The sequence below is a fragment of the Variovorax sp. ISS6 genome, from assembly GCF_056523145.1.
The window spans coordinates 3,226,059-3,250,787 of record NZ_JAWRZC010000001.1; the positions used below are offsets into that span (position 1 = coordinate 3,226,059).

Annotated in this window: 28 protein-coding genes and 1 tRNA gene; 12 read left to right on the plus strand and 17 right to left on the minus strand. The window is 66.9% G+C overall.

Annotated features, from left to right (window positions below):
• Positions 1-78: 78 nt before the first annotated feature.
• Complete coding sequence (locus AC1HIL_RS14665) at positions 79-753, plus strand: histidine phosphatase family protein (protein ID WP_208512135.1); 675 nt, start codon at positions 79-81, stop codon at positions 751-753.
• Positions 754-768: 15 nt separating this feature from the next.
• Here AC1HIL_RS14665 and AC1HIL_RS14670 read toward each other — a convergent pair whose 3' ends face one another.
• Positions 769-1,101, minus strand: coding sequence for a hypothetical protein (locus tag AC1HIL_RS14670; RefSeq protein WP_057590394.1), 333 nt, complete (start codon positions 1,099-1,101; stop codon positions 769-771).
• A 24-nt stretch (positions 1,102-1,125) separates the two neighbouring features.
• Entirely contained in the window at positions 1,126-1,374 is a 249-nt protein-coding gene (locus tag AC1HIL_RS14675; RefSeq protein ID WP_057590393.1) for a GlsB/YeaQ/YmgE family stress response membrane protein, read from the minus strand.
• A 203-nt stretch (positions 1,375-1,577) separates the two neighbouring features.
• Between AC1HIL_RS14675 and AC1HIL_RS14680 the strand changes: the two genes are divergently transcribed.
• The 3 genes from AC1HIL_RS14680 (at position 1,578) to AC1HIL_RS14690 (ending at position 3,091) form a co-directional block, all read left to right on the plus strand.
• Positions 1,578-2,234, plus strand: a complete 657-nt coding sequence (locus AC1HIL_RS14680; RefSeq protein WP_413763960.1) for a YbhB/YbcL family Raf kinase inhibitor-like protein — start codon at positions 1,578-1,580, stop codon at positions 2,232-2,234.
• Positions 2,235-2,311: 77 nt separating this feature from the next.
• Positions 2,312-2,387 (plus strand) — tRNA-His (locus AC1HIL_RS14685).
• A 356-nt stretch (positions 2,388-2,743) separates the two neighbouring features.
• Positions 2,744-3,091 carry an H-NS histone family protein gene (locus AC1HIL_RS14690; protein WP_057590319.1) on the plus strand — a complete coding sequence of 116 codons (348 nt, stop codon included), beginning with the start codon at positions 2,744-2,746 and terminating at the stop codon, positions 3,089-3,091.
• 111 nt (positions 3,092-3,202) lie between these two features.
• Here the strand turns inward: AC1HIL_RS14690 and AC1HIL_RS14695 are convergent, their stop codons facing one another.
• On the minus strand, positions 3,203-4,189 hold the full coding sequence (locus AC1HIL_RS14695; RefSeq protein WP_057590318.1) for an NADPH:quinone oxidoreductase family protein: 987 nt from the start codon (positions 4,187-4,189) through the stop codon (positions 3,203-3,205).
• A gap of 130 nt (positions 4,190-4,319) precedes the next feature.
• Here AC1HIL_RS14695 and surE point away from each other — a divergent pair, with 130 nt between their 5' ends.
• Genes surE through rlmD form a run of 5 tightly spaced genes read left to right on the plus strand, consistent with a single transcriptional unit; the run spans position 4,320 to position 9,315 of the window.
• Complete coding sequence (gene surE, locus AC1HIL_RS14700; protein WP_057590316.1) at positions 4,320-5,078, plus strand: 5'/3'-nucleotidase SurE; 759 nt, start codon at positions 4,320-4,322, stop codon at positions 5,076-5,078.
• A gap of 1 nt (position 5,079) precedes the next feature.
• Positions 5,080-5,871 carry a protein-L-isoaspartate(D-aspartate) O-methyltransferase gene (locus AC1HIL_RS14705; RefSeq protein WP_057590315.1) on the plus strand — a complete coding sequence of 264 codons (792 nt, stop codon included), beginning with the start codon at positions 5,080-5,082 and terminating at the stop codon, positions 5,869-5,871.
• Between the two features lie 11 nt (positions 5,872-5,882).
• Positions 5,883-6,797, plus strand: coding sequence for a peptidoglycan DD-metalloendopeptidase family protein (locus AC1HIL_RS14710; RefSeq protein ID WP_057590313.1), 915 nt, complete (start codon positions 5,883-5,885; stop codon positions 6,795-6,797).
• 4 nt (positions 6,798-6,801) lie between these two features.
• Positions 6,802-7,815, plus strand: coding sequence for a sigma-70 family RNA polymerase sigma factor (locus AC1HIL_RS14715; protein WP_479672082.1), 1,014 nt, complete (start codon positions 6,802-6,804; stop codon positions 7,813-7,815).
• A 51-nt stretch (positions 7,816-7,866) separates the two neighbouring features.
• Positions 7,867-9,315, plus strand: a complete 1,449-nt coding sequence (gene rlmD / locus AC1HIL_RS14720; RefSeq protein WP_261213611.1) for a 23S rRNA (uracil(1939)-C(5))-methyltransferase RlmD — start codon at positions 7,867-7,869, stop codon at positions 9,313-9,315.
• 91 nt (positions 9,316-9,406) lie between these two features.
• On the opposite strand, the gene AC1HIL_RS14725 is transcribed toward rlmD, so the two are convergent.
• Positions 9,407-10,108, minus strand: coding sequence for a Bax inhibitor-1/YccA family protein (locus tag AC1HIL_RS14725; protein ID WP_057590307.1), 702 nt, complete (start codon positions 10,106-10,108; stop codon positions 9,407-9,409).
• 180 nt (positions 10,109-10,288) lie between these two features.
• On the opposite strand from AC1HIL_RS14725, the gene AC1HIL_RS14730 reads away from it, so the two are divergent.
• Positions 10,289-10,696, plus strand: a complete 408-nt coding sequence (locus AC1HIL_RS14730) for a GlcG/HbpS family heme-binding protein (protein ID WP_057590432.1) — start codon at positions 10,289-10,291, stop codon at positions 10,694-10,696.
• 201 nt (positions 10,697-10,897) lie between these two features.
• Here the strand turns inward: AC1HIL_RS14730 and hemP are convergent, their stop codons facing one another.
• From hemP to bfr, 13 genes are all read right to left on the minus strand, one after another.
• The gene (hemP, locus tag AC1HIL_RS14735) at positions 10,898-11,110 is read right to left on the minus strand and encodes a hemin uptake protein HemP (RefSeq protein ID WP_057590305.1); all 213 of its coding nucleotides are present in this window, start codon (positions 11,108-11,110) and stop codon (positions 10,898-10,900) included.
• A gap of 95 nt (positions 11,111-11,205) precedes the next feature.
• Positions 11,206-11,619, minus strand: coding sequence for an ExbD/TolR family protein (locus tag AC1HIL_RS14740; RefSeq protein ID WP_057590304.1), 414 nt, complete (start codon positions 11,617-11,619; stop codon positions 11,206-11,208).
• Positions 11,620-11,624: 5 nt separating this feature from the next.
• Complete coding sequence (locus AC1HIL_RS14745; RefSeq protein ID WP_057590302.1) at positions 11,625-12,338, minus strand: MotA/TolQ/ExbB proton channel family protein; 714 nt, start codon at positions 12,336-12,338, stop codon at positions 11,625-11,627.
• A gap of 11 nt (positions 12,339-12,349) precedes the next feature.
• Positions 12,350-13,051: an energy transducer TonB gene (locus AC1HIL_RS14750; RefSeq protein WP_479672083.1), complete on the minus strand. Its 702-nt coding sequence runs from the start codon at positions 13,049-13,051 to the stop codon at positions 12,350-12,352.
• A gap of 114 nt (positions 13,052-13,165) precedes the next feature.
• Positions 13,166-13,438 carry a (2Fe-2S)-binding protein gene (locus AC1HIL_RS14755; RefSeq protein ID WP_082322199.1) on the minus strand — a complete coding sequence of 91 codons (273 nt, stop codon included), beginning with the start codon at positions 13,436-13,438 and terminating at the stop codon, positions 13,166-13,168.
• Between the two features lie 130 nt (positions 13,439-13,568).
• Positions 13,569-14,249 carry a Fe2+-dependent dioxygenase gene (locus tag AC1HIL_RS14760; protein ID WP_208512141.1) on the minus strand — a complete coding sequence of 227 codons (681 nt, stop codon included), beginning with the start codon at positions 14,247-14,249 and terminating at the stop codon, positions 13,569-13,571.
• Positions 14,250-14,350: 101 nt separating this feature from the next.
• On the minus strand, positions 14,351-16,666 hold the full coding sequence (locus tag AC1HIL_RS14765; RefSeq protein WP_422097462.1) for a catecholate siderophore receptor Fiu: 2,316 nt from the start codon (positions 16,664-16,666) through the stop codon (positions 14,351-14,353).
• A 290-nt stretch (positions 16,667-16,956) separates the two neighbouring features.
• Positions 16,957-18,318, minus strand: coding sequence for a sulfite reductase subunit alpha (locus tag AC1HIL_RS14770; protein ID WP_479672084.1), 1,362 nt, complete (start codon positions 18,316-18,318; stop codon positions 16,957-16,959).
• Entirely contained in the window at positions 18,315-19,343 is a 1,029-nt protein-coding gene (locus AC1HIL_RS14775) for an FAD:protein FMN transferase (protein WP_479672085.1), read from the minus strand. Before AC1HIL_RS14775 ends, AC1HIL_RS14770 begins: the two co-directional genes overlap by 4 nt.
• A 5-nt stretch (positions 19,344-19,348) precedes the next feature.
• The gene (locus tag AC1HIL_RS14780) at positions 19,349-20,158 is read right to left on the minus strand and encodes a DUF4198 domain-containing protein (protein ID WP_296741391.1); all 810 of its coding nucleotides are present in this window, start codon (positions 20,156-20,158) and stop codon (positions 19,349-19,351) included.
• Between the two features lie 47 nt (positions 20,159-20,205).
• Positions 20,206-20,706, minus strand: a complete 501-nt coding sequence (locus tag AC1HIL_RS14785; protein ID WP_296741434.1) for a DUF2271 domain-containing protein — start codon at positions 20,704-20,706, stop codon at positions 20,206-20,208.
• A 71-nt stretch (positions 20,707-20,777) separates the two neighbouring features.
• Positions 20,778-21,431: a PepSY-associated TM helix domain-containing protein gene (locus AC1HIL_RS14790; RefSeq protein WP_057595994.1), complete on the minus strand. Its 654-nt coding sequence runs from the start codon at positions 21,429-21,431 to the stop codon at positions 20,778-20,780.
• A gap of 223 nt (positions 21,432-21,654) precedes the next feature.
• Positions 21,655-22,131: a bacterioferritin gene (gene bfr / locus AC1HIL_RS14795; RefSeq protein ID WP_057595993.1), complete on the minus strand. Its 477-nt coding sequence runs from the start codon at positions 22,129-22,131 to the stop codon at positions 21,655-21,657.
• Between the two features lie 257 nt (positions 22,132-22,388).
• Between bfr and ahpC the strand changes: the two genes are divergently transcribed.
• On the plus strand, positions 22,389-22,952 hold the full coding sequence (gene ahpC, locus AC1HIL_RS14800; protein WP_057595992.1) for an alkyl hydroperoxide reductase subunit C: 564 nt from the start codon (positions 22,389-22,391) through the stop codon (positions 22,950-22,952).
• 91 nt (positions 22,953-23,043) lie between these two features.
• Positions 23,044-24,600, plus strand: coding sequence for an alkyl hydroperoxide reductase subunit F (ahpF, locus tag AC1HIL_RS14805; RefSeq protein WP_261213592.1), 1,557 nt, complete (start codon positions 23,044-23,046; stop codon positions 24,598-24,600).
• Positions 24,601-24,729 lie beyond the last annotated feature (129 nt).

The following is a 24,729-nucleotide window of genomic DNA, read 5'->3' on the forward strand; positions in this document are numbered from 1 at the left end:
GGCCGCCTTGCGCGGCCCGTTGCTTTTTCCGTCTCGCGTGGGACAAGCGCCGCGGTCGCTTCTTGCCAGAATCCGCGCATGGGAACTCTCTACCTCGTGCGCCATGGCCAGGCCAGCTTCGGCGCGGCCGACTACGACAACCTGAGCGAACTGGGCCACAGGCAGTCGGTGCGGCTCGGCGAGTACTGGCGCGAGCGCGGCATGCGCTTCGACGCCGTGATCACCGGCACCTTGCGCCGGCATCGGCAGACCTGGGAAGGCATCGCGCAGGGCCTCGGTCTGACGCGCGACGACGTGCTGCCGTGGCCCGGCCTCAACGAGTACGACAGCGAGGCGGTGATCGCCACCATCCACGAGGGCAAGCTCGAGAAGCCCGATTCGCCCGAGATGTACCGGCATCACTTCCGCCTGCTGCGCGAGGGACTGGGCGCCTGGATGCAGGGGCGCACGAAGCCGGTCGGCATGCCCAGCTACGTCGACTTTCTCGCGGGCGTGACCACCGCGCTCGACCACGTGCGCGACAAGCACCATGGGGCCAAGGTGCTCGTGGTGTCGAGCGGCGGCCCGATCAGCACGGCGGTGGGCCATGTGCTGGGCACCAGCCCCGAGACCACGATCGAGCTCAACCTGCGCATCCGCAACTCGTCGGTGACCGAGTTCGCCTTCACGCCCAAGCGCCACATGCTGGTGACCTACAACACGCTGCCGCATCTCGACGGGCCGGCGTACGAGGACTGGGTCACCTACTCCTGAAGCGCGCCTTCGCGCTCAGGCCTGCCAGACGCCGTAACCCGCCTTGCGCAGGGCGATGCCGAGCTCGACTTCCATCGAGCGCGCGTCTTCGTAGTTCATCGGGTTGTAGCGCTCGTAGAGCGCGGGCAGCAGGTGCAGGCCGTAGTCCTGCACGAAGCTGTTGGCCTGGATGCCGGCCTTGTGCTTGTCGAAGCGAATGTCGGGATCGAGCCCGGTCATGCCGACGTAGACGAAGGGCTTGCCGAGCTGATAGTCGGGATTGGCGCGCCGGAAGCGGGCGATGTTCCAGACGCGGTCGTCGAGCTCGACCACGTAGACATGGTGGTGCGCGCGGGGTTTGCGTGGCATCGGCCCCGCCCGATGGCCGGCGACTCAGCTCTTGCGCTTGACGAGGCCGTAGAGGATCAGCAGCACGATCGCGCCGAGCACCGACGCGATGAAGCCGGCGCCTTCGCCGGCGGTGTACCAGCCGAGCGACTGGCCGACATAGGTGACGACCAGCGAGCCCGCGATGCCGATCAGCGTGGTGACGATGAAGCCGGCGGAGTCGTCGCCCGGTTTGACGGCGCGTGCCACCAGACCTACGACGAAGCCGATCAGGATGGTCCAGACGATGCTCATGAGTGATCCCTTGGTTCGTGAATGAAGCGGCGCCCGCATGGCAGGGCGCGGCCATGATAGCGGCCGGATGCATCGCGCGGGCGAGGCGAGAGCCCGTGCTTTCGAATCGGCGTGCGGGGCTGCGCGATCTGGCGCCGCAGGCTTCGGTTGGCCCGCTGCGGCGTCCTACAGGGGCGAGGCAAAGGGCGCGCTATACCCTCGGCATGCTCGAAAAGTTGCCCGAAGTCATCGGCCAGGCCCTGCACGGCGTGCGTGCCGGCCTGGACAAGATCGTTTTCAACACGCTCGGCCTGCGCGAGGGCATGGCCACGATCTCGCTGACGAGCGTCGCCTTTGCCGATCACGCGCCGATTCCGCCGCGCTACACGGCCGATGGCGAGGGCCTGTCGCCGCCTCTGCAATGGGAGGGTGTGCCGCAAGGCGCCGCCTCGTTGCTGCTGGTGGTCGAGGATGCGGATTCGCCCACGCCCAACCCGCTGGTGCACGCCATCGTCGTCAACCTGCCGCCTGGCGACACTCGGCTGGTGGAAGCGGCGCTGCCGAGCCAGGGCAACGAAGGCCAGGACACGGTGCACGCCGGCCGCAATTCCGGGCTGCAGGCGGCGTGGCTGCCGCCCGATCCGCCGCCGGGGCATGGCGTGCATCGCTACGCCTTCCAGCTGTTCGCACTCGATCGCGCGCACGAGTTCTCGGTCGCGCCCGGACGGGACGAGGTGGTCGACGAACTGAAGGCGCATGCGATCGCCAGCGGTCTGCTGATCGGCACCTTCGAGCGCTCGGACGGCTCGATCCGGCAGAGGGATGCCGCGCATGACGAGGCGCCGCAGGTGGCGCCTTCGGGCCCGCTGGCGGCGGGCTGAGTGGGGCGCGCGCATCATTCTTCCAAACCAGGGTCGGGGGCGCGGCTTTTATGGCTATAATCGTGGACTCTATTACGGTGGCTGTAGCTCAGCTGGTAGAGTCCCAGATTGTGATTCTGGTCGTCGTGGGTTCGAGTCCCATCAGCCACCCCATATGAATTCCGAAGAAACGGCCCTGGAGCGATCCAGGGCCGTTTTTGTTTTTGGGGCCTGCCTAAAGCGTTTTCCGTGCGCGTTCTTGGGTGGGCAACGGGCGAATGCTTTTCTTTCCGGCCTTTCAATAAGCACCAGCGGCCCGAAACGGTCGCAAGGCGTTCAATTCCCCGGCTTCCGCGTTGCAGGCAGACTTTCAAAGCCCGGCTCAGGCCCGGTTCCTGCCCAGGAACGGGGCGTTTTACCCTCGCGCTGTTGTAAAACGCCAAGCGACCCGGATTTTTCTGGTCGGGTTTGCTCAAAATCAATTGCAAACTGAATTAAACTGCGGGCGTTTTCATTTACAGGAGCCGCCAATGGCCTCGACGCTCGCAGATATCAATTCCCAGATCCAGAAGCACGACGAACAGATCGCGCAATTGCGCAAGCAGGCCGAAGAGCTGCGCAACCAGGAACGTGCCGGCGTGATCGAGGACATTCGCAGGAAGATCGCCGACTATGGCTTGACCGCCTCGGATTTGAAGCTCTCGGCCGGCCGCGCCGTGACCGCCAAGCGCGCCGCCAGTGCGCCGGCCCCCAAGGCCGCCGCCAAGTACCGCAGCCCGACCGGCGAAACCTGGTCCGGCGGCCGTGGCCGCAAGCCGCGCTGGGTGACCGAGGCGCTGGCCGCGGGCAAGTCGCTGACGGATTTCGAGATCAAGTGAGCGTGGTGCGCGAACACGCGCCAACCGGTTCCGCAATAAAAAAGCCCGCAAGCGCGGGCTTTTTTATTGCGGGTCCGGGTGCCAATCTCCTGGTGCCCGGGTTCGTGGGGATCAGTTCACCATCACGAGCTTTCCCTTGACCCCGCGCGAACCCATGTGCGCGTAGGCGGCTTTCAATTCGGCCATCGGCATCGTGCTGTCGATCACCGGCTTGATCTTTCCCTGCCCATACCATTGCGCCAATTCGGCCATCATCTGCGCGTTGGCCTTCGGCTCGCGCTTGGCGAAATCGCCCCAGAACACGCCCACCAGCGACGCGCCTTTCAACAGCGTGAGGTTCAATGGCAGCGAGGGAATCGGGCCCGACGCAAAACCCACGACCAAATAGCGGCCGCGCCATCCGATCGAGCGAAATGCGGGTTCCGCGAAATCACCGCCGACCGGGTCGTAGATGACGTCGGGGCCTTTGCCGTCGGTCGCGGCCTTGATGGCGTCCCTGAAGCCGTTCGGCAATGCATGCGTGGTGTAGTTGATCGTCGCGTCGGCGCCGATCGAACGGCACAGCTCGCATTTCTCGTCGGTGGACGCCGCCGCGATCACCTTGGCGCCGGCCGCCTTGGCGATCTGGATGGCGGCCGTGCCCACGCCGCCCGCCGCGCCGAGCACCAGCACCGTTTCGCCGGCCTTGAGCTGCGCGCGGTCCATCAGCGCGTGCCACGAGGTCGCGTAGATCATGATGAAGGCGGCCGCGTCGACATGGCCGAAGCCCTCGGGCAGCGGCATGCACAGCGCCGCGGGCGCCAGCGTGTGGGTGGCGAAGCCGCCGGTGCCCGAGAGGCAGGCGACGTTCTGGCCGACCTTGAGGTGCGTGACGCCTTCGCCCACGGCCTGGACGATCCCCGCGTACTCCGAGCCCGGCACGAATGGCAGCGGCGGCTTCATCTGGTACTTGTTCTGCACGATCAGCAGGTCGGGGAAATTCAGGCTCGCGGCCCGGATCTCGATCAGCACCTGGCCCGGGCCGGGTGTCGGCGTGGGCAGCTCCTTCCAGGTGAGCGCGTCGACACCGACGGGGTTCTCGCAAAGCCATGCGTGCATGCTCGGTCTCCTTCGAAACGGGTAGTAATGTTGAGGCAATGAAGCGCGCGATGATAGGCGTCGCCCTCGCGTGTCCTTGTCCCTGCTGCGACGCACCCGACGCCTACAATCCGTTGCACCGCACCGCATCATGAAGATACTCATTTCCAACGACGATGGCTTCCAGGCGCCCGGCATCGTCGCACTGCACGACGCGCTCAAGGACCTGGCCGAGGTCGAGGTGGTGGCCCCCGAGCACAACAACAGCGCCAAGTCGAACGCGCTGACGCTCGCGGCACCGCTCTACGTCCACACCGCGCACAACGGCTTCCGCTACGTGACCGGCACCCCGGCCGACTGCGTGCACATCGCGCTCAAGGGCCTGCTCGGCTACCGGCCCGACCTGGTGGTCTCGGGCATCAACAACGGCGCCAACATGGGCGACGACACCATCTATTCGGGCACCGTCGGCGCGGCCATGGAGGCCTACCTGTTCGGCATTCCCGCGATCGCGTTCTCGCAGATCGAGAAGGGCTGGGCCCATGTCGACGCGGCGGCCCAGGTGGCGCGGCGGCTGGTGCAGCGCATCGAGCGCGAGCGCATGCTCGAGGGCGGCGCCTTTCTTTTGAACGTCAACGTGCCGAACCGGCCCTTCGACGAGCTCAAGCCGGTGAAGGTGTGCCGGCTGGGCCGCCGCCACGCGGCCGAGAAGGTCATCACGCAGGAAAGCCCGCGTGGCGACACGATGTACTGGATCGCCGGCGCGGGCAGCGCCAAGGACAGCGGCGAGGGCACCGACTTCCATGCCACGGCCGAGGGCCACGTGGCGCTCACGCCGTTGCAGATCGACCTGACCGACCACGCCAACCTGGGCCAGTGGCGCGACGCGGTGGTCCGGCTCGCCGACTGACATGGCGACCCAACGGCCTGGATTCCCGGCTCGCCTCGCGCCCACCGTCTCGGCTTCGACGCCGGCTTCGTCCGCGCTGCGCGGACGGCAGCCCGTCGTGCCGCCCAAGCCGTCGGTCGCGTCGACGCCCTCGATGGCCTCCGACGCGGTGCGCGCGCGCATGGTGCAGAAGCTGGCCGCGCAGGGCATCTCGGATGCGCGCGTGCTGCGCGCCATGGGCGCGGTCGAACGGCATCGCTTCGTCGACAGCGCGCTGGTCAACCAGGCCTACGAAGACACCAGCCTGCCGATCGGACTGGGCCAGACCATCTCCAAGCCCAGCGTGGTTGCGCGCATGATCGAACTTTTGCTCGCGGCCCCGGCTCTGAGTGGCAAGCCGCAGGACCGTCTGGGGCGCGTGCTCGAGATCGGCACCGGTTGCGGCTACCAGGCCGCGGTGTTGAACCACGTGGCCACGGAGGTCTACAGCATCGAACGGTTGCGCGGCCTGCACGAGCGGGCGCGGACCAATCTGCGGCACTTCCGGCTGGCCACGGTTCACCTGATGTTCGGCGACGGCATGGTCGGCTATGCCAAGGGCGCACCCTACGCGGGCATCATCGCCGCCGCCGGTGGCGAGGCCGTGCCCGAAGCCTGGATCGAACAGCTCGCGGTGGGGGGGCGGATCGTCGCGCCGACGCACTCGGCGAAGGGCGGCCAGGCCCTCGTCGTGATCGACAAGACGGCCCGCGGTCTCGAGCGCCTCATTCTTGAGGCGGTTCACTTTGTCCCCCTAAAATCGGGCGTTGCTTGAAGGAATAACAAATGCAGGGTTTTGGCAATCGGAGTTGGTACGCTGGCGTCACGTTGGCCGTCGTGCTCGTGATCGCGGGCTGTTCCACGCCGCGGGGCCCGGCACCGGTAGAAGACCGCGGCACGATGACCCGCGCGCCCGGCGCGGCCGCGCCCGTTCCGGGCGGTCCGACCATCACCACCGACGCCTCGGGCAAGCCGCTGGCCGGGATCGAGAACTTCGGCAAGCCGGGCTACTACGCCGTGCGTCCCGGCGACACCATTCGCCGCATCGCCAACGAGACCGGCCAGACCTGGCAGAACCTCGTTCGCTGGAACAACCTCGACAACCCCGACCTGATCGAGGTGGGGCAGGTGCTGCGCGTGATCCCGCCCTCGGGCCCGGGCTCCACCGTGGCCGCCGCGCCGTCGGCACCGAACGAGAACGGTGTCGTCACCAAGCCGGTGACGCCGCAGCCCGCCGTCGTGCCCGGTGCGGCCGCGAGCGGCGCCGCCGCTGCGGGCACCAAGCCGCCGGTCACGGCTTCGCCGTCGACCCCGGGTGCAGCGGGTGGTGATGAGGACATCGGCTGGATCTGGCCGGCCCATGGCTCGCTGATCGCGGGCTTCGACGATGCCAAGAACAAGGGCTTCGACATCAGCGGCAAGGCCGGCGACCCGGTGCTGGCCGCGGCCGATGGCCGCGTGGTGTATGCGGGCGCGGGCCTGCGCGGCTACGGCAACCTGATCATCCTGAAGCACAACAACACCTACCTCACGGCCTACGCGCACAACCAGACGCTGCTCGTGAAGGAAGACCAGTCGGTCCAGAAGGGCCAGAAGATCGCCGAGATGGGCAGCAGCGATGCCGATCGCGTGAAGCTGCACTTCGAGATCCGTCGCCAGGGCAAGCCGGTCGATCCGGCGCGCTACCTCCCGAACCGGTGATGCCATGGCCGGTTCCCGCCCCCGTCGCACGTTGCCCGTGCGCCGGTCGGCGGGCAACCCGGCCGAATCGGCTACCGGCGGCGAAGCTCCACCGCCCGCTTCATCCCCCGATGGCCTGATCGCGCCCGAGCCGAGCGTCGAATCGCTCGCGCGCATCGGCGACGACACGGCCGACGCGCTCACCGTCTACCTGCGCCGCATCCGGCGCACCGAGCTCTTCACCCCCGAGCAGGAATACGCAACCGCCTGCGCCGCGCGTGCCGGTGACTTCGCGGCGCGCCAATCCATGATCGAGCACAACCTGCGGCTCGTGGTCAACATCGCCAAGGCCTATCTCCACCGCGGCGTGCCGTTCTCCGACCTCATCGAGGAAGGCAACCTCGGCCTGATGCACGCGATCACCAAGTTCGAGCCCGAGCGCGGTTTCCGCTTCTCGACCTACGCGACCTGGTGGATACGCCAGTCGGTCGAGCGCGCGCTGATGACCCAGTCCCGCACGATCCGCCTGCCGGTGCACATCGTGCGCGAACTGCAGCAGGTGCTGCGCGCGCGCCGCACGCTCGAGGGCGATCCCGAGTTCGTGGCGCGCCGGCCCGACGGCGTGCGCGTGGAAGACGTCGCGGCGCTGCTGGGCTCGGACGTGCAGTCGGTGGCCGACCTGCTGGCGCTGGCCGAAGCGCCGCGTTCGCTCGACGCGGGCGAATCGCGTGGCGAGGAGAGCTACGCGCTGTCCGATTCGGTCGCGGCGGACGGCGAAGAAAGCGACCCGACCGGCGCGACCCAGGCGCACGAGGTCGAGCGCCTGCTCGACGGCTGGGTGGCCGCGCTCGACGCGCGCGAGCGCGAGGTGCTCGAAGGACGCTATGGCCTGCACGACCGCGAGCCCGAGACGCTCGAGGTGCTCAGCGTGCGGCTGGGCCTGACGCGCGAGCGCGTGCGCCAGATCCAGAACGAGGCGCTCGCGAAGATGCGGCGTCAGCTCGCGCGCTCGGGCGTGGGGCGGGACGCCTTGTTCTAGCCCTGCCGGGCTCCGCGCGAGGGTCTCTTCCCACGCTGAGACAATCGGGGCATGACGGAACCCATCAAGAAAGATAAATCCCCCACGGACACCCCCACGAACGCCGGCGGCGAATGGCTTCATGTGGAATCGCTGGACCTCGACGCACAGGGCGTGGCGCACAAGGCCGACGGCATGGTCGTGTTCATCGAGGGCGCGCTGCCCTTCGAAGAGGTGCAGCTCAACGTGCACCGCCGCAAGAACAACTGGGAGCAGGGCACGGTCACGCAGATCCGGCGCGAGTCCTCGCAGCGCGTGCGGCCCGGCTGCCCGCACTTCGGCCTGCACACGGGCGCCTGCGGCGGCTGCAAGATGCAGCACCTCGACGCCGCGGCGCAGGTGGCGGTGAAGCAGCGCGCGCTCGAGGACAACCTCTGGCACCTCGGCAAGGTCCGTCCCGAGAACCTGCTGCGTCCGCTCGAGGGCCCGGCCTGGCACTACCGCTACCGGGCGCGCCTGTCGGTGCGCCACGTGGTCAAGAAGGGCACGGTGCTGATCGGCTTCCATGAGCGCAAGAGCCGTTACCTGGCCGACATGCAGGTCTGTCCCGTGCTGCCCAGGCAGGTCAGCCAGATGCTGATGCCGCTGCGCGCGCTGATCGCCTCGCTCGATGCGCGCGACACCTGCCCGCAGATCGAACTGGCCTGCGGCGACGCGCCGGGTACCCAGGCGCTCGGCACCATCGCGCTGGTGCTGCGGCACCTCGAGCCGCTGTCGGACGCGGACATCGGACGCCTCAAGGCCTTCGCCGCGAAGAACGATCAGGTTCAATGGTGGCTGCAGCCCAAGGGGCCCGACACCGTGCGGTTGCTCGAGGAGGGCGGCACGCCGCTGGCCTACGGGCTGCCAGAGTTCGGCGTGACGATGCCGTTCCGGCCCACCGATTTCACGCAGGTCAATCCGCACATCAATCGGGCGCTCGTGGGCAAGGCGCTGCGCCTGCTCGATGTGCAGTCCGACGAACGCGTGATCGACTGGTTCTGCGGCCTTGGCAACTTCACGCTGCCGCTGGCAAGCCGCGCGCGCGAGGTGCTGGGCATCGAGGGCAGCGACACGCTGGTGGCGCGGGCCACCGAGAATTTCCGCAAGAACCAGCCCGCGACATCCGCGCGGCGTGCGCTGTCGCCGGCTTCGTTCGTGGCGCGCAACCTGTTCGAGATGACGCCCGAGATGCTGGTCGCCGACGGGCAGGCCGACAAGTGGCTGGTCGACCCGCCGCGCGAGGGCGCCTTCGCGCTGGCCAAGGCGATGGCCGACCTGCATCAGCAGCCCGAGCTGCGCACGGGCGGATGGACGCCGCCCAGGCGCATCGTCTACGTGAGCTGCAATCCGTCGACGCTCGCGCGCGATGCCGGCCTGCTGGTGCACCAGGCGGGCTACCGCTGCACGCATGCGGGCGTGGTCAACATGTTCCCGCACACGGCGCACGTGGAGTCGATCGCGGTGTTCGAGCGCGAATGAACCGGTTCTGACGCCGCAATGAGAAAGGGCCCCCAAGGGCCCTTTCTTTTTTTGCCGATCGATGGCCGCGGGGCCATCGAAAGAGGAAGCGTCAGTCGCGTTCGCCGCCCGCGAGGCCCAGCAGCGCCAGCAGGCTCTGGAAGACGTTGAACAGGTCGAGGTACAGGGCGAGCGTCGCGCTGATGTAGTTGGTCTCGCCGCCGTCGATGATCTGCTTCAGGTCATAGAGCATGTAAGCCGAGAAGATGCCGATGGCCGCGACCGAGATCGCGAACATGCCGGCGGTCGAACCGACGAACACGTTGATGACCGCGCCGACCATCAGCACCATCGCGCCGACGAACAGCCACTTGCCCATGCCCGACAGGTCGCGCTTGATCACGGTGGCCAGCGAGGCCATCACGAAGAACACGCCGGCGGTGCCGCCGAAGGCCGTCATGATGAGTTCGGGGCCGTTCTTGAAGCCCAGCACCATCGCGATCAGGCGCGAGAGCATCAGGCCCATGAAGAAAGTGAAGCCCAGCAGCACCGGCACGCCGGCGGCCGAGTTCTTGGTCTTCTCGATCGCGAACATGAAGCCGAAGGCACCGCCGAGGAAGACGATGAGGCCGAGGCCGCCGGTCAGCGAGCGGGTGATGCCGGTCTGCACGCCCAGCCAGGCGCCCAGCACCGTGGGCAGCAGGCTCAGCGCCAGCAGCCAGTAGGTGTTGCGCAGCACGCGTTGGCGGTCAGCCTGCGGCAGCACCTGGCCGTAGCCGGTGGAAGTGTCGAGGGTTGTAACGCGGTCGTTCATGGCCGAAGCTCCTGTGGTTGCTGCCTTGGCAGTTGGGCTCATTCTAGAAGTCTGCAAGACCGGGGCCTCCAAAGACCGTATGGGGGGTGTTCCTTAGGCGGCGCGCCGTCCGACAGGGGGAGCCCATGCGACGGACCGGTATGCTCGGGGGTTCGCGCAACAAGACTTTTGATCACCATCATGCAAACGAAATCATTCCTCGAACTCGCCGATGTCAAGCTGATCGCTGCCGCCGCGGAAGCCGAGGCACTCAAGAACAACTGGGCCGTGACCATCGCCATCGCCGACGACGCGGGCAACCTGCTGTGGCTGCAGCGCCTCGACGGCGCGGCCGCGCTGTCCTCGCACATCGCACCGGCCAAGGCCCATACGGCCGCCATGGGCCGCCGCGAGAGCAAGGTCTACGAGGACATCATCAACGGCGGCCGCACCGCTTTCCTGACGGCACCCCTGGTGCAAGGCCTGCTCGAGGGCGGCGTGCCGATCGTGAAGGACGGTCATGTGATCGGCGCGGTGGGCGTGAGCGGCGTGAAGTCCAACGAAGATGCGCAGGTCGCCAAGGCCGGCATCGCGGCGCTCGGCCTCTGAGATCCTGCGCGGGGCGCCCCGGCGCCTTGCACCAGCGAAAACGCCGACTCGAGGGTCGGCGTTTTGCATTGGACGTTCAGCGTGAAAAAAAGCTTGGCTAGTCGGCGAACCGTTGGCTAGCAAAAAACGACCCTTCGGAGAAATGAATCTCCTGGAGTCGCCCCACGATGAAACTTGCGCGAGGGGCGGGCTGACCGGGACCTACTTGGTCAGGATCAGCTTGCCCAGTTTGGTGGCCTGCAGGCGGTACAGCGAGCCGTTGTGCATGATGCCGACGGTCTTGCTGCCCTTGAGCAGTTCGGTGCTTTCGACCATCGGAACCGGCCGCTGAGCCTGGATGGTGGCGTGACCGCCGCCCGATTGATCGAGCGAAGGGTGGCTCAGAACAGAAAAGGCGTTGGTGGTGGCTGGCATCTCGAATTCCTCTTATCGAAGCGATGACTGAATGATAATAATTCTCATCAAGAAGTCAATCGCCACGATGAAAAATTTTGTGAGCCGCGAGGCCGTTATTTCGCGTCGGGCTCGGTGATGAAGCCGATCTTGCGCACGCCGGCTTCGCGGGCCTCGGACATCGCCTTGGCCACGCGCTCGTAGCGCACCGCCTTGTCGCCGCGGATGTGCAGCTCGGGCTGCGGCTCCTTGGCGGCCTCGGCCGCGAGGCGGCCCGGGAGTTCGCTGTCGGCGATCTTCTGGTCGTTCCAGTAGTAGTCGCCCTCGGCCGTCACGCTGAACAGGATGTTCTCGGGCTTCGGCTGCTCGGGCTCGCTGGTGGCGCGCGGCAGGTCGATGTTCACCGCGTGCTTCATCACCGGCACGGTGATGATGAAGATGATCAGGAGCACCAGCATGACGTCGACCAGCGGCGTCATGTTGATCTCGTTCATCACCTCATCGGGTTCGTCTTGGGTACCGAAGGCCATGATGCTCAGCCCTTCTTGAGCGGAACCACGATCGATTCGGCGCCGCTCTGGACGCGGGCACCGGTCACGAAGTAAGCATGCAGGTCGTGCGCGAAGGCATTGAGCTTGGTCAGCACGAACTTGTTGCCGCGCACCAGGGCGTTGTAGCCGAGCACCGCGGGAATGGCGACCGCGAGGCCCAGGGCCGTCATGATCAGCGCTTCGCCGATCGGGCCCGCGACCTTGTCGATCGTGGCCTGGCCGGCCGAGCCGATGCTCATCAGCGCGTGGTAGATGCCCCAGACGGTACCGAACAGGCCGATGAAGGGCGCGGTCGAGCCGACCGACGCCAGCACGGCCAGGCCGGTCTGCAGGCGCGCGGTGAAGGCGTCGATGCCGTTGCGCAGCGAGCGCGTGATCCAGTCGCTGACGTCGAGTGCGTCATGCAGGTGCGCCTTGGTGTTGCGGTGGTGGGCGGCGGCTTCGCGGCCTTCGAGCGCGAGGGCGCGGAAGGGGTTGCTGTCGTCCTTGCCGAGCTTGTTGAGCGCGGTGGCGAAATCCTCGCTGTGCCAGAAGTCCTGCGACTGCTTGGCGAGACGCTTGTAGCGGATGACGTCGAGCGCCTTGACGATGATCACGATCCACGACGCGAGCGACATGGCGATCAACAGCACCGCGACGGCCTTGGTGACGAAGTCGCCTTGGTGCCAGACATTCATCAAGCCAAATTGGGAATCCATAGGGGTCTCAGTTACTTAGGTTGGTTGAAAACGATGGGCGCGGGCAGCATGAAGAGGGTCTCGTCGCTCGCGTTCGGATAGTTGCTCACGGTCACGGACGACTTCAGCACCGCCTCGCGGGCCGCGCGGTCGAGGCGGTCGTAGCCGCTGGACTTGAGGATCTCGGCGCGGCGCACGATGCCGCTGCGGTTGAAGTACACGGCGATGGTCACCGTGCCCGATTCGCCGAGCCGTGAGCTCAGCTGCGGATAGACCACCACCGGCTGGCGCAGCCATTGCGCCTGCGCGGCCGTCACCTCGACCACCCTGGGCGGTGCGGGCGGTGCCGGCGGAGGGGCCGGCGGCGCGGGTGGCGCCGGCGGCGGCGAGGGGGGTGTCGGTGCCGGCGGCGGCGGTTCCGGATCGCCCACGGGGGCTTGCGGCGCCGGCGTGGGCTTGGGCTCGCGGATGGCCTGCGGACGCGGCGGCGGCGGCGCCTTCACGCGCGGCTGGGGCGGCGGCGGAGGTGGGGGCGGCGGAGGCGGCGTGGGCTTCGGCGGCTCGATGAACTGGCTCATGATCTCGACCGGGATCACCACTTCGGCGGCCCGGCGCAGCAGGCCGCTCTGCAGCGCCCAGAGCGCTGCGGCGTGGAAGACGATCACGCCACTGGCGATGGCGGCGTTGCGCGAGAGGCCGAGAAAGGTAGGAGGGGGGGCAAAGCGGTCAGACACGATCAACCATTCGAGTGCGAGCACGTGGGTACGTGCCCCGATTGCAGCAAAACCGCTACGACGACGTCTACTTCTATTTACGAAGGATCCACCAGACGGAGCCCGCCACCAGGATCAGGCTGCCGCCGAGTGCAGAGACGAGTTCCATGCTTTGCTTTCCTTGATGGAGTTGGCAAGCTGGATCGACTTCGGTTCCGATTCGCAGTGCAGGGCCGCGACCGGGTGCGAAGCGCTGCACTGCGCGACGATATCGCGCGCACATCCTTCGCATTGGCCACACTGGGTGGCCACGCCGAGTTCGAATTGCACTTCGTCGAAAGTCATCCCCGCGCGCACGTGGCGTGCGATTTCGCGGTCGGAGACTCGGCGGCAAATGCAAACGATCATGGCTGTGAAGGCGGCAGTTTGGCTGGCTGTTGGATGCAATGATTATAAATAAGAATCCCTCGCATTTGCAATAACTATCGTATTCGCCAGCGCCCGGCGCGACAGCTATTCGCTATGAGGGGGCGGTCGCCTATATCTCCGACCAGAGCCGAAGCAGGTTGTGGTAGTGGCCGGTCAGGGCCACGGTTTCCTCGGATTCGCCCAGCCGGGCGCGCAGTTTCTGGATGTTCTGGTCGAGTTCGAACAGCATCGCGCGCTGCTGGTCGTTGCGCACCATGCTCTGGGCCCAGAAGAACGCGCATACGCGCGCGCCCCGCGTCACGGGGTGCACGCGGTGCAGGCTGCTCGACGGATAGAGGATCAGGTCGCCGGCCGGCAGCTTGACCTCGTGCGAACCGTAGGTGTCGACCACCTCGAGCTCGCCGCCGTCGTAGTCGTCCGGGTCGCAGAGAAACAAGGTGCACGACAGGTCGGTGCGCAGCGGCTGCTCGCTGCCGGGCACGGCGCGCACCGCGCCATCGACGTGCAGGCCGTAGTGCTCGCCGCCCTCGTAGCGGTTGAACAGCGGCGGCACGAAGCGCGCGGGCAGGGCGGCCGAGAAGAACAGCGGGTTGCGCGCCAGCGCGGCCAGCACGGTCTTGGCGAGCTCGCGTCCGACCGGCGAATGCTCCGACAACTGCCGGTTGCGCTTGACCTGCGCGCCCTGGTCGCCGACGGTCTCGCGCCCGTCGACCCACTGGGTGGCATCGAGCGTGGCGCGCATCCTGCGCACCTGGTCCGGGCTCAGCACTTCGGGCACATGCAGCATCATCTTCGGGAACTCCGGAAGGAAAAAAGCCCCGGCGCGGGCCGGGGCTCGAGTGTCGCACCGCGGCGCACCGGGCTCGGCCGGCGGCGCGCCGTGGCGAACGATCAGAACGCGAAGTTCGCGGTGACCTTGAACGAGCGCGGCGTGCCCGGCGTGTAGCGGTAGCCCGACTTGTTGATGGCCGCCACGTAGTCCTTGTCGAACAGGTTGTAGACGTTGAGTTGCAGGTCCACGTTCTTGTTGATCCGGTAGGACGCCATGGCGTCGACCACCCAGTACGACTCGACGTAGGCCGGCGTGCCGACCGCGCCGTCCGTGCCGCGGTAGAGCTTGCCGTTGTAGCGCGCGCCGCCGCCGATCGTCAGGCCGAACGGAAGCTGGTAGGTCGTCCACAGCGTGAAGGCGCGCTTGGGCGTGTAGGCCAGCGCGGTCGAGCCGTCGGCCAGCACCGAGGGGCCGCTGAGCACGCGGGTGTTCATCGTCGTGAAGCCCGTGGTCACGCCCCAGTTGTCGGTGATCGCGCCCGACACGCCGAGCTCGATGCCCTGCACGCGCTTCTTGCCGGTCTGGTAGTACTGCTGCGAGACCGAGTCCTGCACCACCTCGTTGCTGACGTCGGTGCGGTAGAGCGCGGCCGTCAAGGCGAGGTGCTTGTTGAGCACGTCCCACTTGGTGCCGAGCTCGTAGGTCTTGGCCTTCTGTGGCAGGAAGTCGGTGCGCGCGGCGCTGTTGCCGGTGCCGCCCGCGGCGAGCTGGAAGTTCGAGCCGCCCGGCGGTTGCGCTGCCGTGCCGTAGGCGGCATAGACGCTGCCGTTCTCGGTCGGCTTGTAGACCAGGCCGATCTTGCCCGACCACAGGCTGTCCGACAGCTTGAGGTTGGTCGGGGTCAGCACGCCGCTGGTGGCGTTCAGCGCCGTCGAGTCGAACTTGGTCGAGTAGTGGTCGTAGCGCAGGCCGCCGGTCAGCATCCACTGCTCGTTGAACTTGACCGTGTCGAACACGTAGGCGCCGACGGTGGTGGTCTCGCCCGAGGTGGTGGTGCCGTTCGGGATGCGGTTGTAGCCGATCACGTAGGGGTTGGGCGCGTACAGGTTGGCGGCCGGCCAGGCGCCACTGTTGGAGAAGCCCGGAACGTTGAAGACCTTGGCGTTCTGGCCGTAGTAGCCCACCGAGTCCTGCTTTTCGCGGATCAGTTCCACGCCGGCGTTGAGCGTGTGGCCCACGCTGCCGGTGTTGAACTTCGCGCTCACGTTCGTCTGGTTCGTGAAGATCGTGTTTTCCTGGTCCTTGTTGGTCGGCGAGCTGCGCGCGATGGTCCAGCCCAGGGGGACGAACTGGTTGGGCGTCAGCAGGTTGGCCGTGCTGCCCATGAAGGAGGTCAGCAGGTAGTCCTGCTGCGTCTTGGCATAGCGCGTGGTGTTGCGGATCGTGATGTCCGGCGTCAGGTCATGCTCGACGCGCGCCGTGAACATGTCGGTCGTGACGTGGTCGAAGTCCGAGCTCGTGCCGTAGAAGTTCTTCGAGTTCACGCGCGAGGCGTAGTTGAGGTAGCCGCGCTTGGTGTCGGGCGTCGAGAAGCCGGGCAGGCCGATGGTGGGGACGCCGCCGTCGGGAATGTTGTTCTGCTCGACGTGCACGAAGTCGAAGAAGAAGCGCGTCGGGCTGTTCAGGCCCAGGGCCAGCGAGGGCGCGACCGCCCAGCGCTTGTTCTTCACGAAATCGCGGCCGGCCACGCCGGCGTCCTCGGCCACGGCGTTCAGGCGGAAGGCCGCGCCGATGCCGTTCTCGCCGCTGAGCGACTTGTTCCAGTCGATGCTGCCGCGCTTGAAGTCGGCGCTGCCGAAGCCCAGTGAGCCCGTGAAGCTGTCGTCGAGCTTGGGCTTCTTGGTCACGAGGTTGATGTAGCCGGTGGGCGAGGTGCGGCCCACGTCGGTGCCCGAGGGGCCCTTCACGACTTCGACCTGGTCGATGTTGAAGGTGTCGCGCGAGATCGAGCCGATGTCGCGGATGCCGTCGACGAAGATCGCGCTCGAGCTGTCGAAGCCGCGCATGAACACCGCGTCGCCCGTGTTGGTGTTGCCGTTCTCCCCGAGGAAGAAGGTGCCCACGCCGGGGGTGTTGCGCAGCGCTTCGGTCAGCGTGGTGGCGCCCTGGTCGCGCAGCACCTGCTCCTTGATGACCTGCACGGTCTGCGGCGTGTTCACCAGCGGTGCCGTGAACTTGGGATTGGCCGAGGTGTCGGCCTTGAAGTCGGCGGCGACCGAACCCTCGACGCGAATCTCGGGCAGCACGCGCGAGGGCTGCTGCTGGGCGATGGCAGGGGCAGAGAGGGCGATCAGCGTGGCGGCTGCGGCGCCCGAGACCTGGGGAACGGCGCGCGCGACGGCGTGCTTCCGGCTCTTGATATAGGAGGTGGCCATGAAGGTTCTCGAAAAAGGAAAAAACGCCCTGAGAACTCGACTGGCGATGCCCTGCGCGCGTGCTTGCGGAAGCACTGGCGGGCTGGCTGGGTGAGCGAACTGCGGGAGGGCAGAAGTAAAAACCGTGTCAAATGATAATGTTTATCAATACGAACACTGAGTACTTTTGCTGGAATATGCCTCTGTGGCTTTGTAAAGTAGATACTTTGTTGCAGTGATGCAACTGCTAATTCTGTGGAAATTGTTGACAGGGTCGCAACAATGCTAGGCGGCATCGGCCGCCGAGGGCTTCAGTAGACGTCGCGTCTGTAGCGCCCCGAGCCGACCAGCTCGGCCCACAACGCCTCGCCGGCCACCTGTCGCAGCGCTGCATCCACGCCCGCGGCCATTCCTTGCAGGCTGCCGCACACGTACACGGCCGCGCCGCGCGCGAGCCATTCGCGCAGCGCATCGGCGCGCTGCAGCAGCCGATGCTGCACGTAGAGCCGCTCGGCCTGGTCGCGCGAGAACACCATGTCGAGTTCGCTCAGTGCGCCTTCGCGCTGCCAGCCCTCGATCTCGTCGCGGCAGAGGAAGTCGTGCGCCGCGTGGCGCTCGCCGAACACCAGCCAGTTCTCGTGCCGGCCCGCCGCGATGCGCGCGCGCAGGTGGGCGCGCAGGCCGGCCAGTCCGGTGCCGTTGCCGATCAGGATCAGCGGGCGCGAAGCATTGCCCTCGAGGCGGAAGCCGCGGTGCGCGCGCAGGCGCAGCGCCACCGTGTCGCCGATGGCCAGCGTCGAGGTCAGATGGCCCGACGCCATGCCCAACGTGCCGTCGGGGTGTTGTTCCTGCCGTACCAGCAACTGCAGCTCGCCATCGGCGGGCAGCGAGGCGATCGAGTAATCGCGCGGCCGCGATGGATCGCTCGCGGCCGCCATCTGCACCAGGTCGCCCGAGTCCCACGCCGGCATCGCACCGGCCTGCGGCACCAGGCCGAGCAGGAAGACCGGCGCGCCCGCGCTGCCGGGATTGAGCAGGTTGCGATGCGCGAGACGCCACGGAGCGAAGGCGCGGCTTTCTTCCTCGTCGTGCGCGACCTCGGCATCTCCCCATCGCGCATGCCACGCGGCCAGCGCCTCGGGATCGCCGTTGTCGACCTCGACGCGCGCGAAGGACGGCGTCGCGCCATGGCCTTGCAGCCAGTCGTCGAGCTGGCGCCCGAAGCCGCAGAAGTTCGCGTACTGGCGGTCGCCCAGGGCCAGCACCGCGTAGCGCAGCGCGGAGAGATCGGTTTGCTCGGCCATCGCCTTTTCGGCGAACAGGCTGGCGCCATCGGGCGCATCGCCTTCGCCATAGGTGCTGGCCACGAACAGCGCCTGCCGCGCGTCGCGCAGGGTGGCGGCGTCGAGCGCATTGAGTTCCATCACGCGCACCGGCGTGCCGGCCGCGCGCAGGCGGCGCGCGGTCTGCCAGGCGATGGCTTCGGCCTGGCCGGTCTGGCTGGCGAACAGCACCAGGGTCGGAGGCACCGTGCCGTCGCCCGCCAGCGCCTGCGCCGCGCGCGCGGTGGCCGCGACAGCGCGGCGTTCGCGCGTGTAGATCGCCAGGCACATCGCGCCGTAGGCGGCCACGGTGGAGCCCGCGGCCAGCGCGCGCAGCAGCGTCTCGTTCATGCCGAGGCGGTCCGTTCGGTCCAGGCCGGCGTCGCGCGCAGGCTCGGCGCTTCGTCGCCCTGCGTCGCATGCGCGACGAACAGCGCCGCGATGCCGCGCGCCTCGGCGAAGACGAAGCCTTCCTCGGGTCCGAGCACCGTCAGCACCGTGGCCAGCGCATCGGCCTGCATGCACTGCGCGTGCAGCACGGTGACGCTCGCGAGCCCGGCCGGCACGGGCTCGCCGCTGCGCGGATCGATGGTGTGCGACCAGCGGCGGCCTGCGTGCTCGCGCTGGTGCCATCGATCGCCGGAAGTGGCGATCGCGAGGCCGTCGAGCGCCACGCGCACCGGCGCGGGCAGTTCGCCGTCGACCTGCACGCGCCACGGCTGTCCGCCGGGGCGCCGGCCCACGCCGCGCAGCTCGCCGCCGATCTCGAACAGGAAATCCTCGAGGCCGAGCGCCTGCAGGGCCTCGACGCCGTGATCGACCGCGAAGCCCTTGGCGATGCCCGACAGATCGAGCGCGAAGCCGCCGGGTTGGGTCAGCGTGGCCGTTGCGTCATCGGCCATTTCGAAGGCGAGCTTTCGCCAGCCCGTGCGCTCGCGTGCCGCTTCAAGAGCGTCCGTGTCGATGGGGCCATCGTTTGCATCGGGGCCGAAACCCCAACTGGCCACCAGTGCGCCGACCGTCGGATCGATCGCGCCGCCGCTGTCCTCGGCCCATTGCAGCGCGCAGGCCATCACGCGCGCGAACTCGGCCGGAAGCGTGTGCCGCGTGCCCGCCGGCGCGCGGTTGAAGCGCGAGATCCCGGCGTCGGCCTCCCAGTGGCTCATCTGCGCGATCACGCGCGCCAGCGCCGATTCGACCGCCTCGCGCACCTCGGCCAGCGGACGCATGCCGGGGTTGTCGAAGCGCAGCGACCAGGTCGTGCCCATGGTCCGGCCGGCCAGCTGGTGCAGGCGGGCCGGATCGGCGAGGCGCGGCACGGCCGCGTTGGCGTAGCCGCCGTGCCAGGAACCGCGGGAGGCGAAGGAAAGGCCCAAGGCGGTCAGGGCATGACTTCGAGCGTGGCCGCGTAGCTCAGGCGGCGTTCCTTGGCGTTCGGCACGGTGGTCTTGCCGTCGCGCGTGGACACGTCGAGCCAGTACATGCCGGCGCTCGGCCAGGTCACGCTGAACTGGCCCTTGTCGTCGGTCTTGACCTTGAACTCCTCGAGCTTGTCGCGGTACTGCGTGTTGCCCGCGGTCACCGTCACTTCGAGGTCCTTGGCGGGCTGGCCGTCCAGGTGCAGCGTGAAGCTCGCCTTCTCGCCCTTGGCGAGGTCGGTCGGACTGCCGGCGGAGATCAGCTCCAGCCCCTGGCCGATCGGCTTCAGCGCCGAGGGCTTGCCGACGGTGACGAAGGTCTCGATGCGGCCCGAGGACTGGGTGATGGTCACGTCCTGCGCATCGGCCGGGATCTCCTTGGCGATGGTGTCGGGCGTGCCGCGCGCGCGCTTGTTCTGGCCGGTGGCCTTGTCCTTCCAGCTCGCGAAGGCGCCGCCGTTGATCACGGCGATGCGGTAGGTGCCGGGCTGCGCGACCGGCACGTCGAACACGTTGCGCTGCTTGAGCTTGGCTTCGCTCTCGGGCTTGACGGCGCTGCCGTCGGGCGCGGTGATCTGCAGGCCCTCGAGGCGCAGCGGCGCATGGTTGGCGACGAACAGGTCGTTCGACACCGCGGCATCGACGCTGACCGTGTCGGCCTTCGAGAACACGGTGCCCGAGGGCAGCAGCCAGGCGTTGTGCGCCTGGGACAGCGGGGCGATGGCGAGGAAGGCGGCGGCGATGGCGGCGGCGCGCAGGCGGAGGGTGTTCATGGCGATTCCTTGGAGGTGAGCGGCGAAGGTGCGGGGCGATGTGGCGGTCAGGGCTTGAGCTCGAGCTTGATTTCGCCCAGTTCTTCCTTGCCCGAAGCGCTCGGCTGCGAGGCGCTGGTTGGCGGCCACTGGAACGGGATGCTCACGACCTCGCGGCCGCCGACTTCGCGCGCGGCTTCCACCACCAGCTTGTAGCTGCCCGGCGCCAGTTGCGGCATCGGCGCGCTGCCGTCGGTGAAGTTCAACTGGTGCTTGCCCGCGGGCTTGGTCGCGCCGGTCACGCCGTCGATCGGCACCGACAGGTCGCGGCCGCCGCGGCGCCACCACTGGCGCATGTCCTTGAGCCACTTGGTGCCTTCGCCCTCGGGGTTGTTGGTCTTGGTGCGCACGTCGTACCAGACCGCCAGCGTGCCGGCCACGGTGTTGTCGGCGCGCTCGATCCAGGTCGCGATGTAGGGGCGGTGGTATTCCGACACGTTGAGGCGCGGCACCTCGATGTTGACGCCGAGACTGGCCGAAAAGGCCGGCGCGGCGAAAAGCGCCGACATGGCGAGCGGTGCGAGCGAGTAGCGGATGTGCACGAGAGGGGCCTCTTTCTTCGAAACGGACGAAACCAAAGTCAGTGGATGAAAAGCAGCGCGAGCAGCACCGGCACCACCAGCCCCATGCCCACCATCGGCCAGGTGAAAGGGCGGTTGCCCGCATGCATTTTGAGAATGAACAGGCCGGTGATCGAGAAGACCAGCGCGGCACCCGCGAAGATGTCGATGAACCAGCTCCAGGCGGTGCCGGTGTTGCGGCCCTTGTGCAGGTCGTTGAAATAGGAGAGCCAGCCGCGGTCGGTGCGCTCGTATTCGGCCTCGCCGTCGGCCAGGCTCAGGCGCAGCCAGGCGTCGCCGCCGGGGCGGGGCAGCGACAGGTAGATCTCGTCGTCCGACCATTCGGCCTCGCGGCCGGCGGTGTCGATGTCCCAGCGCTGGCGCACCCAGGCCTGGAGTTCGGCGGGCAGCGCGGCCTTGCCCTTGGCCGCCGTGTTCGCCTTGACCTCGCCCATGGCCGATTCGAGGCGGGTGCGCAGCGCCTCGTCGACGGTCGCGTGCAGCCGCGTGACCTGCGGCTTGCCCTCGATCTGCCCCGCGTGGTTGAGCGTGAAGCCGGTGACGCTGAACAGCACCATGCCGATCAGGCAGATGGCGGAGCTGACCCAGTGCCATTCGTGCAGGGTCTTGAGCCAGTAGGCGCGGCGGCGATTGTCGGGGGAGGCGGCATTCATTGGCGGCCGGCATTTTAGGCGCGCAAATGAGAATTGATTTCGTTTGGCAATCGGGTTCGACCCTTGCCGAAGGGGGCGATCCTGTCGAATCTAAGGTAAATCCTTTGTCTTATGCTATTAATTGGATAGCGTGTGAAGTTTGGTAAAGGCCAAACGCACGCCCAAAAAAAAGCGGGACCGAGGTCCCGCAGTTGTCGCGTGCCGTGAAATGCGAAGGAGAGACTTACTCGATCTCGCCCATTTGCGACTGCAGGTAGTTCTGCAGGCCCACGCGGTCGATCAGGTCGATCTGGGTCTCGAGGAAGTCGATGTGCTCCTCGGTGTCGTCGAGGATTTCCTGCAGCAGGTCGCGCGAGACGTAGTCGCGCACCGATTCGCAATGCGCGATGCCGTCCTTGATGGTGGCTTGCGCGCCGGTCTCGGCACCGAGGTCGCAGCGCAGCAGTTCGGGTACGTCCTCGCCGATGTTCAGCTTGCCCAGGTCCTGCAGGTTCGGCAGGCCGTCGAGCATGAAGATGCGGTCCATCAGCTTGTCGGCATGCTTCATCTCGCCGATCGATTCTTCGTATTCCTTCTTGGCCAGCTTGTCGAGGCCCCAGTGCTTGAGCATGCGGTAGTGAAGGAAGTACTGGTTGATCGCAGTCAGCTCGTTCTTGAGCTGTGCCTGCAGATGCTCGATGACCTTGGGATCGCCCTTCATGGTGTTTTTCCTTCTTATGAAAGCAGTAAAGGCCGCGATTGTCGGAGGGCGGGGGAGGCCGGCGCAAGCAAAGCCATGCATTCGCGGTCTGCATGCGTGTGATGGCGATACACGTTCGCATTGAGACGCGGCGAGCCCATCGCAAACATAGCGGCTCCCAATACTTTTAATAGCTCTTGGCTATCAAAAATACAATATTGGTAGCTATACTCATGGCTCGCACTTATTTTTCCACCCGCAGCATCCAAGGAATCTTCATGTCCCTGATCAACACCCAAGTCCTGCCCTTCAAGACCCAGGCCTACCTCAACGGCAAGTTCATCGATGTGTCCGACGAAACGCTCAAGGGCAAGTGGTCCGTGCTGATCTTCATGCCGGCGGCTTTCACCTTCAACTGCCCGACCGAAGTCGAAGACGCGGCCGACAACTACCCCGAGTTCCAGAAGCTGGGTGCCGAGGTCTACATCGTGACCACCGACACGCACTTCTCGCACAAGGTCTGGCACGACACCTCGCCGGCCGTGGGCAAGGCCAAGTTCCCCCTGGTGGGCGACCCGACCCACACGCTGACCAACAACTTCGGCGTGCACATCCCCGAAGAAGGCCTGGCACTGCGCGGCACCTTCGTGATCAACCCCGAAGGCATCATCAAGACCGCCGAAGTGCACTCCAACGAGATCGCCCGCGACGTCAAGGAAACCCTGCGCAAGCTCAAGGCAGCGGTCTACACCGCCGCCCACCCGAACGAAGTCTGCCCGGCCAAGTGGAATGAAGGCGACAAGACCATCGCCCCGTCGTTCGACCTCGTCGGCAAGATCTAAGGCGCTCCGCGCGAAAGCCCGGGCGCTCACGAGGCCCCCGGGCTTTCTTGTCCCCAGTTGATAGTTTCCAGTTATCGAAAGAGAGTTCCTCATGCTCGACGCCAGCACCAAAGCCCAATTGAAGAGTTACCTCGACCGCGCCACGCAGCCGATCGAGATCGTCGCCTCGCTCGACGACAGCAAGGCCTCGGACGAAGTGCTGTCGTTGCTGAAGGACGTGGCCGAAGCCTCGCCGCTGGTCCGCCTGAGCGAAAGCCGCGACGACAACCACCGCAAGCCCTCGTTCTCGGTCAACCGCCCGAGCGAAAACCACGGCCCGCGCTTCGCCGGCCTGCCGATGGGCCATGAATTCACCTCGCTGATCCTCGCGCTGCTGCAGATCGGCGGCTACCCGCCGAAGGTGGAGCAGGCCGTGCTCGACCAGATCAAGGCGCTCGACGGCGATTTCGAGTTCGAGATCTACGTTTCGCTGACCTGCCACAACTGCCCCGACGTGGTCCAGGCGCTGAACCTGATGGCGGTGCAGAACCCGCGCATCCGCACCACGATGATCGAGGGCGGCACCTTCCAGGAAGAAGTGAAGGAACGCCAGGTGATGGCCGTGCCCACCGTGTTCCTCAACGGCACCGAGTTCGGCCAGGGCCGCATGAGCCTCGAAGAGATCCTCGCGAAGATCGACAACAGCGGCGTCGAGCGCGAAGCGAAGAAGATCGCCGCCAAGGACCCGTTCGACGTGCTGATCGTCGGCGGCGGCCCCGCGGGCGCCGCGGCGGCCGTGTATGCCGCGCGCAAGGGTATCCGCACCGGCGTGGCCTCCGAGCGTTTCGGCGGCCAGGTGCTCGACACCATGGGCATCGAGAACTTCATCTCGATCAAGGAGACCGAGGGACCGAAGTTCGCCCATGCGCTCGAGGAGCACGTGCGCGACTACGAGGTCGACATCATGAACCTGCAGCGCGCCAAGGCGTTGATTCCGGGCGAGGGCCTGATCGAGGTGCAGCTCGAGAGCGGCGCGTCGCTCAAGAGCAAGTCCGTGATCATCTCGACCGGCGCGCGCTGGCGCAACATCAACGTGCCCGGCGAGCACGAGTTCAAGAACAAGGGCGTGGCCTACTGCCCGCACTGCGACGGCCCGCTGTTCAAGGGCAAGCGCGTGGCCGTGATCGGCGGCGGCAACTCGGGCGTCGAGGCGGCGATCGACCTGGCCGGCATCGTGGGCCATGTCACGCTGATCGAGTTCGACACCCAACTGCGCGCCGACGCCGTGCTGCAGCGCAAGCTGCACAGCCTGAAGAACGTCGACGTGTTCACCAACGCGCAGACCACCGAGATCACCGGCGACCAGAAGGTCAACGGCCTGGTCTACAAGGACCGCGCGACCGGCGAAGCCAAGCGCGTCGAACTCGAGGGCGTGTTCATCCAGATCGGCCTGGTGCCCAACACCGACTGGCTCAAGGGCACGATCGAACTGTCGAAGCATGGCGAGATCGTGGTGGACGCGAAGGGCCAGACCTCGGTGCCCGGCGTGTTCGCCGCGGGCGACGCGACCACGGTGCCGTTCAAGCAGATCATCATCGCGGCCGGCGACGGCGCGAAGGCGGCGCTCGGTGCATTCGATCACCTGATCCGCACTTCAGCCCCAGCTTGAGTGGGTCCATCGGCGGTCAGATGAGAATTATTCTCATAAAATAGTTTTCAGAGGCTCGCACGCCGCGCATCGCGGCGAGAACACCAAGAAAAGAGAACCGAGCCTCCCGCCGCCAGCCAGGTCAGCCGC

What these genes read in the sequence shown, in the direction of transcription:
- AC1HIL_RS14785 (WP_296741434.1), bottom strand. Translation starts at nt 20,706, where the DNA reads ATGTCGGCGCTTTTCGCCGCGCCGGCCTTTTCGGCCAGTCTCGGCGTC.
- rlmD (WP_261213611.1), top strand. Translation starts at nt 7,867, where the DNA reads ATGACGGAACCCATCAAGAAAGATAAATCCCCCACGGACACCCCCACG.
- AC1HIL_RS14740 (WP_057590304.1), bottom strand. Translation starts at nt 11,619, where the DNA reads ATGGCCTTCGGTACCCAAGACGAACCCGATGAGGTGATGAACGAGATC.
- AC1HIL_RS14760 (WP_208512141.1), bottom strand. Translation starts at nt 14,249, where the DNA reads ATGATGCTGCATGTGCCCGAAGTGCTGAGCCCGGACCAGGTGCGCAGG.
- AC1HIL_RS14710 (WP_057590313.1), top strand. Translation starts at nt 5,883, where the DNA reads ATGCAGGGTTTTGGCAATCGGAGTTGGTACGCTGGCGTCACGTTGGCC.
- AC1HIL_RS14675 (WP_057590393.1), bottom strand. Translation starts at nt 1,374, where the DNA reads ATGAGCATCGTCTGGACCATCCTGATCGGCTTCGTCGTAGGTCTGGTG.
- ahpF (WP_261213592.1), top strand. Translation starts at nt 23,044, where the DNA reads ATGCTCGACGCCAGCACCAAAGCCCAATTGAAGAGTTACCTCGACCGC.
- AC1HIL_RS14690 (WP_057590319.1), top strand. Translation starts at nt 2,744, where the DNA reads ATGGCCTCGACGCTCGCAGATATCAATTCCCAGATCCAGAAGCACGAC.
- ahpC (WP_057595992.1), top strand. Translation starts at nt 22,389, where the DNA reads ATGTCCCTGATCAACACCCAAGTCCTGCCCTTCAAGACCCAGGCCTAC.
- AC1HIL_RS14755 (WP_082322199.1), bottom strand. Translation starts at nt 13,438, where the DNA reads ATGATCGTTTGCATTTGCCGCCGAGTCTCCGACCGCGAAATCGCACGC.
- AC1HIL_RS14770 (WP_479672084.1), bottom strand. Translation starts at nt 18,318, where the DNA reads ATGAACGAGACGCTGCTGCGCGCGCTGGCCGCGGGCTCCACCGTGGCC.
- AC1HIL_RS14695 (WP_057590318.1), bottom strand. Translation starts at nt 4,189, where the DNA reads ATGCACGCATGGCTTTGCGAGAACCCCGTCGGTGTCGACGCGCTCACC.
- surE (WP_057590316.1), top strand. Translation starts at nt 4,320, where the DNA reads ATGAAGATACTCATTTCCAACGACGATGGCTTCCAGGCGCCCGGCATC.
- AC1HIL_RS14715 (WP_479672082.1), top strand. Translation starts at nt 6,802, where the DNA reads ATGGCCGGTTCCCGCCCCCGTCGCACGTTGCCCGTGCGCCGGTCGGCG.
- AC1HIL_RS14730 (WP_057590432.1), top strand. Translation starts at nt 10,289, where the DNA reads ATGCAAACGAAATCATTCCTCGAACTCGCCGATGTCAAGCTGATCGCT.
- AC1HIL_RS14670 (WP_057590394.1), bottom strand. Translation starts at nt 1,101, where the DNA reads ATGCCACGCAAACCCCGCGCGCACCACCATGTCTACGTGGTCGAGCTC.
- AC1HIL_RS14780 (WP_296741391.1), bottom strand. Translation starts at nt 20,158, where the DNA reads ATGAACACCCTCCGCCTGCGCGCCGCCGCCATCGCCGCCGCCTTCCTC.
- AC1HIL_RS14745 (WP_057590302.1), bottom strand. Translation starts at nt 12,338, where the DNA reads ATGGATTCCCAATTTGGCTTGATGAATGTCTGGCACCAAGGCGACTTC.
- AC1HIL_RS14665 (WP_208512135.1), top strand. Translation starts at nt 79, where the DNA reads ATGGGAACTCTCTACCTCGTGCGCCATGGCCAGGCCAGCTTCGGCGCG.
- AC1HIL_RS14705 (WP_057590315.1), top strand. Translation starts at nt 5,080, where the DNA reads ATGGCGACCCAACGGCCTGGATTCCCGGCTCGCCTCGCGCCCACCGTC.
- hemP (WP_057590305.1), bottom strand. Translation starts at nt 11,110, where the DNA reads ATGCCAGCCACCACCAACGCCTTTTCTGTTCTGAGCCACCCTTCGCTC.
- AC1HIL_RS14790 (WP_057595994.1), bottom strand. Translation starts at nt 21,431, where the DNA reads ATGAATGCCGCCTCCCCCGACAATCGCCGCCGCGCCTACTGGCTCAAG.
- AC1HIL_RS14765 (WP_422097462.1), bottom strand. Translation starts at nt 16,666, where the DNA reads ATGGCCACCTCCTATATCAAGAGCCGGAAGCACGCCGTCGCGCGCGCC.
- AC1HIL_RS14725 (WP_057590307.1), bottom strand. Translation starts at nt 10,108, where the DNA reads ATGAACGACCGCGTTACAACCCTCGACACTTCCACCGGCTACGGCCAG.
- bfr (WP_057595993.1), bottom strand. Translation starts at nt 22,131, where the DNA reads ATGAAGGGCGATCCCAAGGTCATCGAGCATCTGCAGGCACAGCTCAAG.
- AC1HIL_RS14680 (WP_413763960.1), top strand. Translation starts at nt 1,578, where the DNA reads ATGCTCGAAAAGTTGCCCGAAGTCATCGGCCAGGCCCTGCACGGCGTG.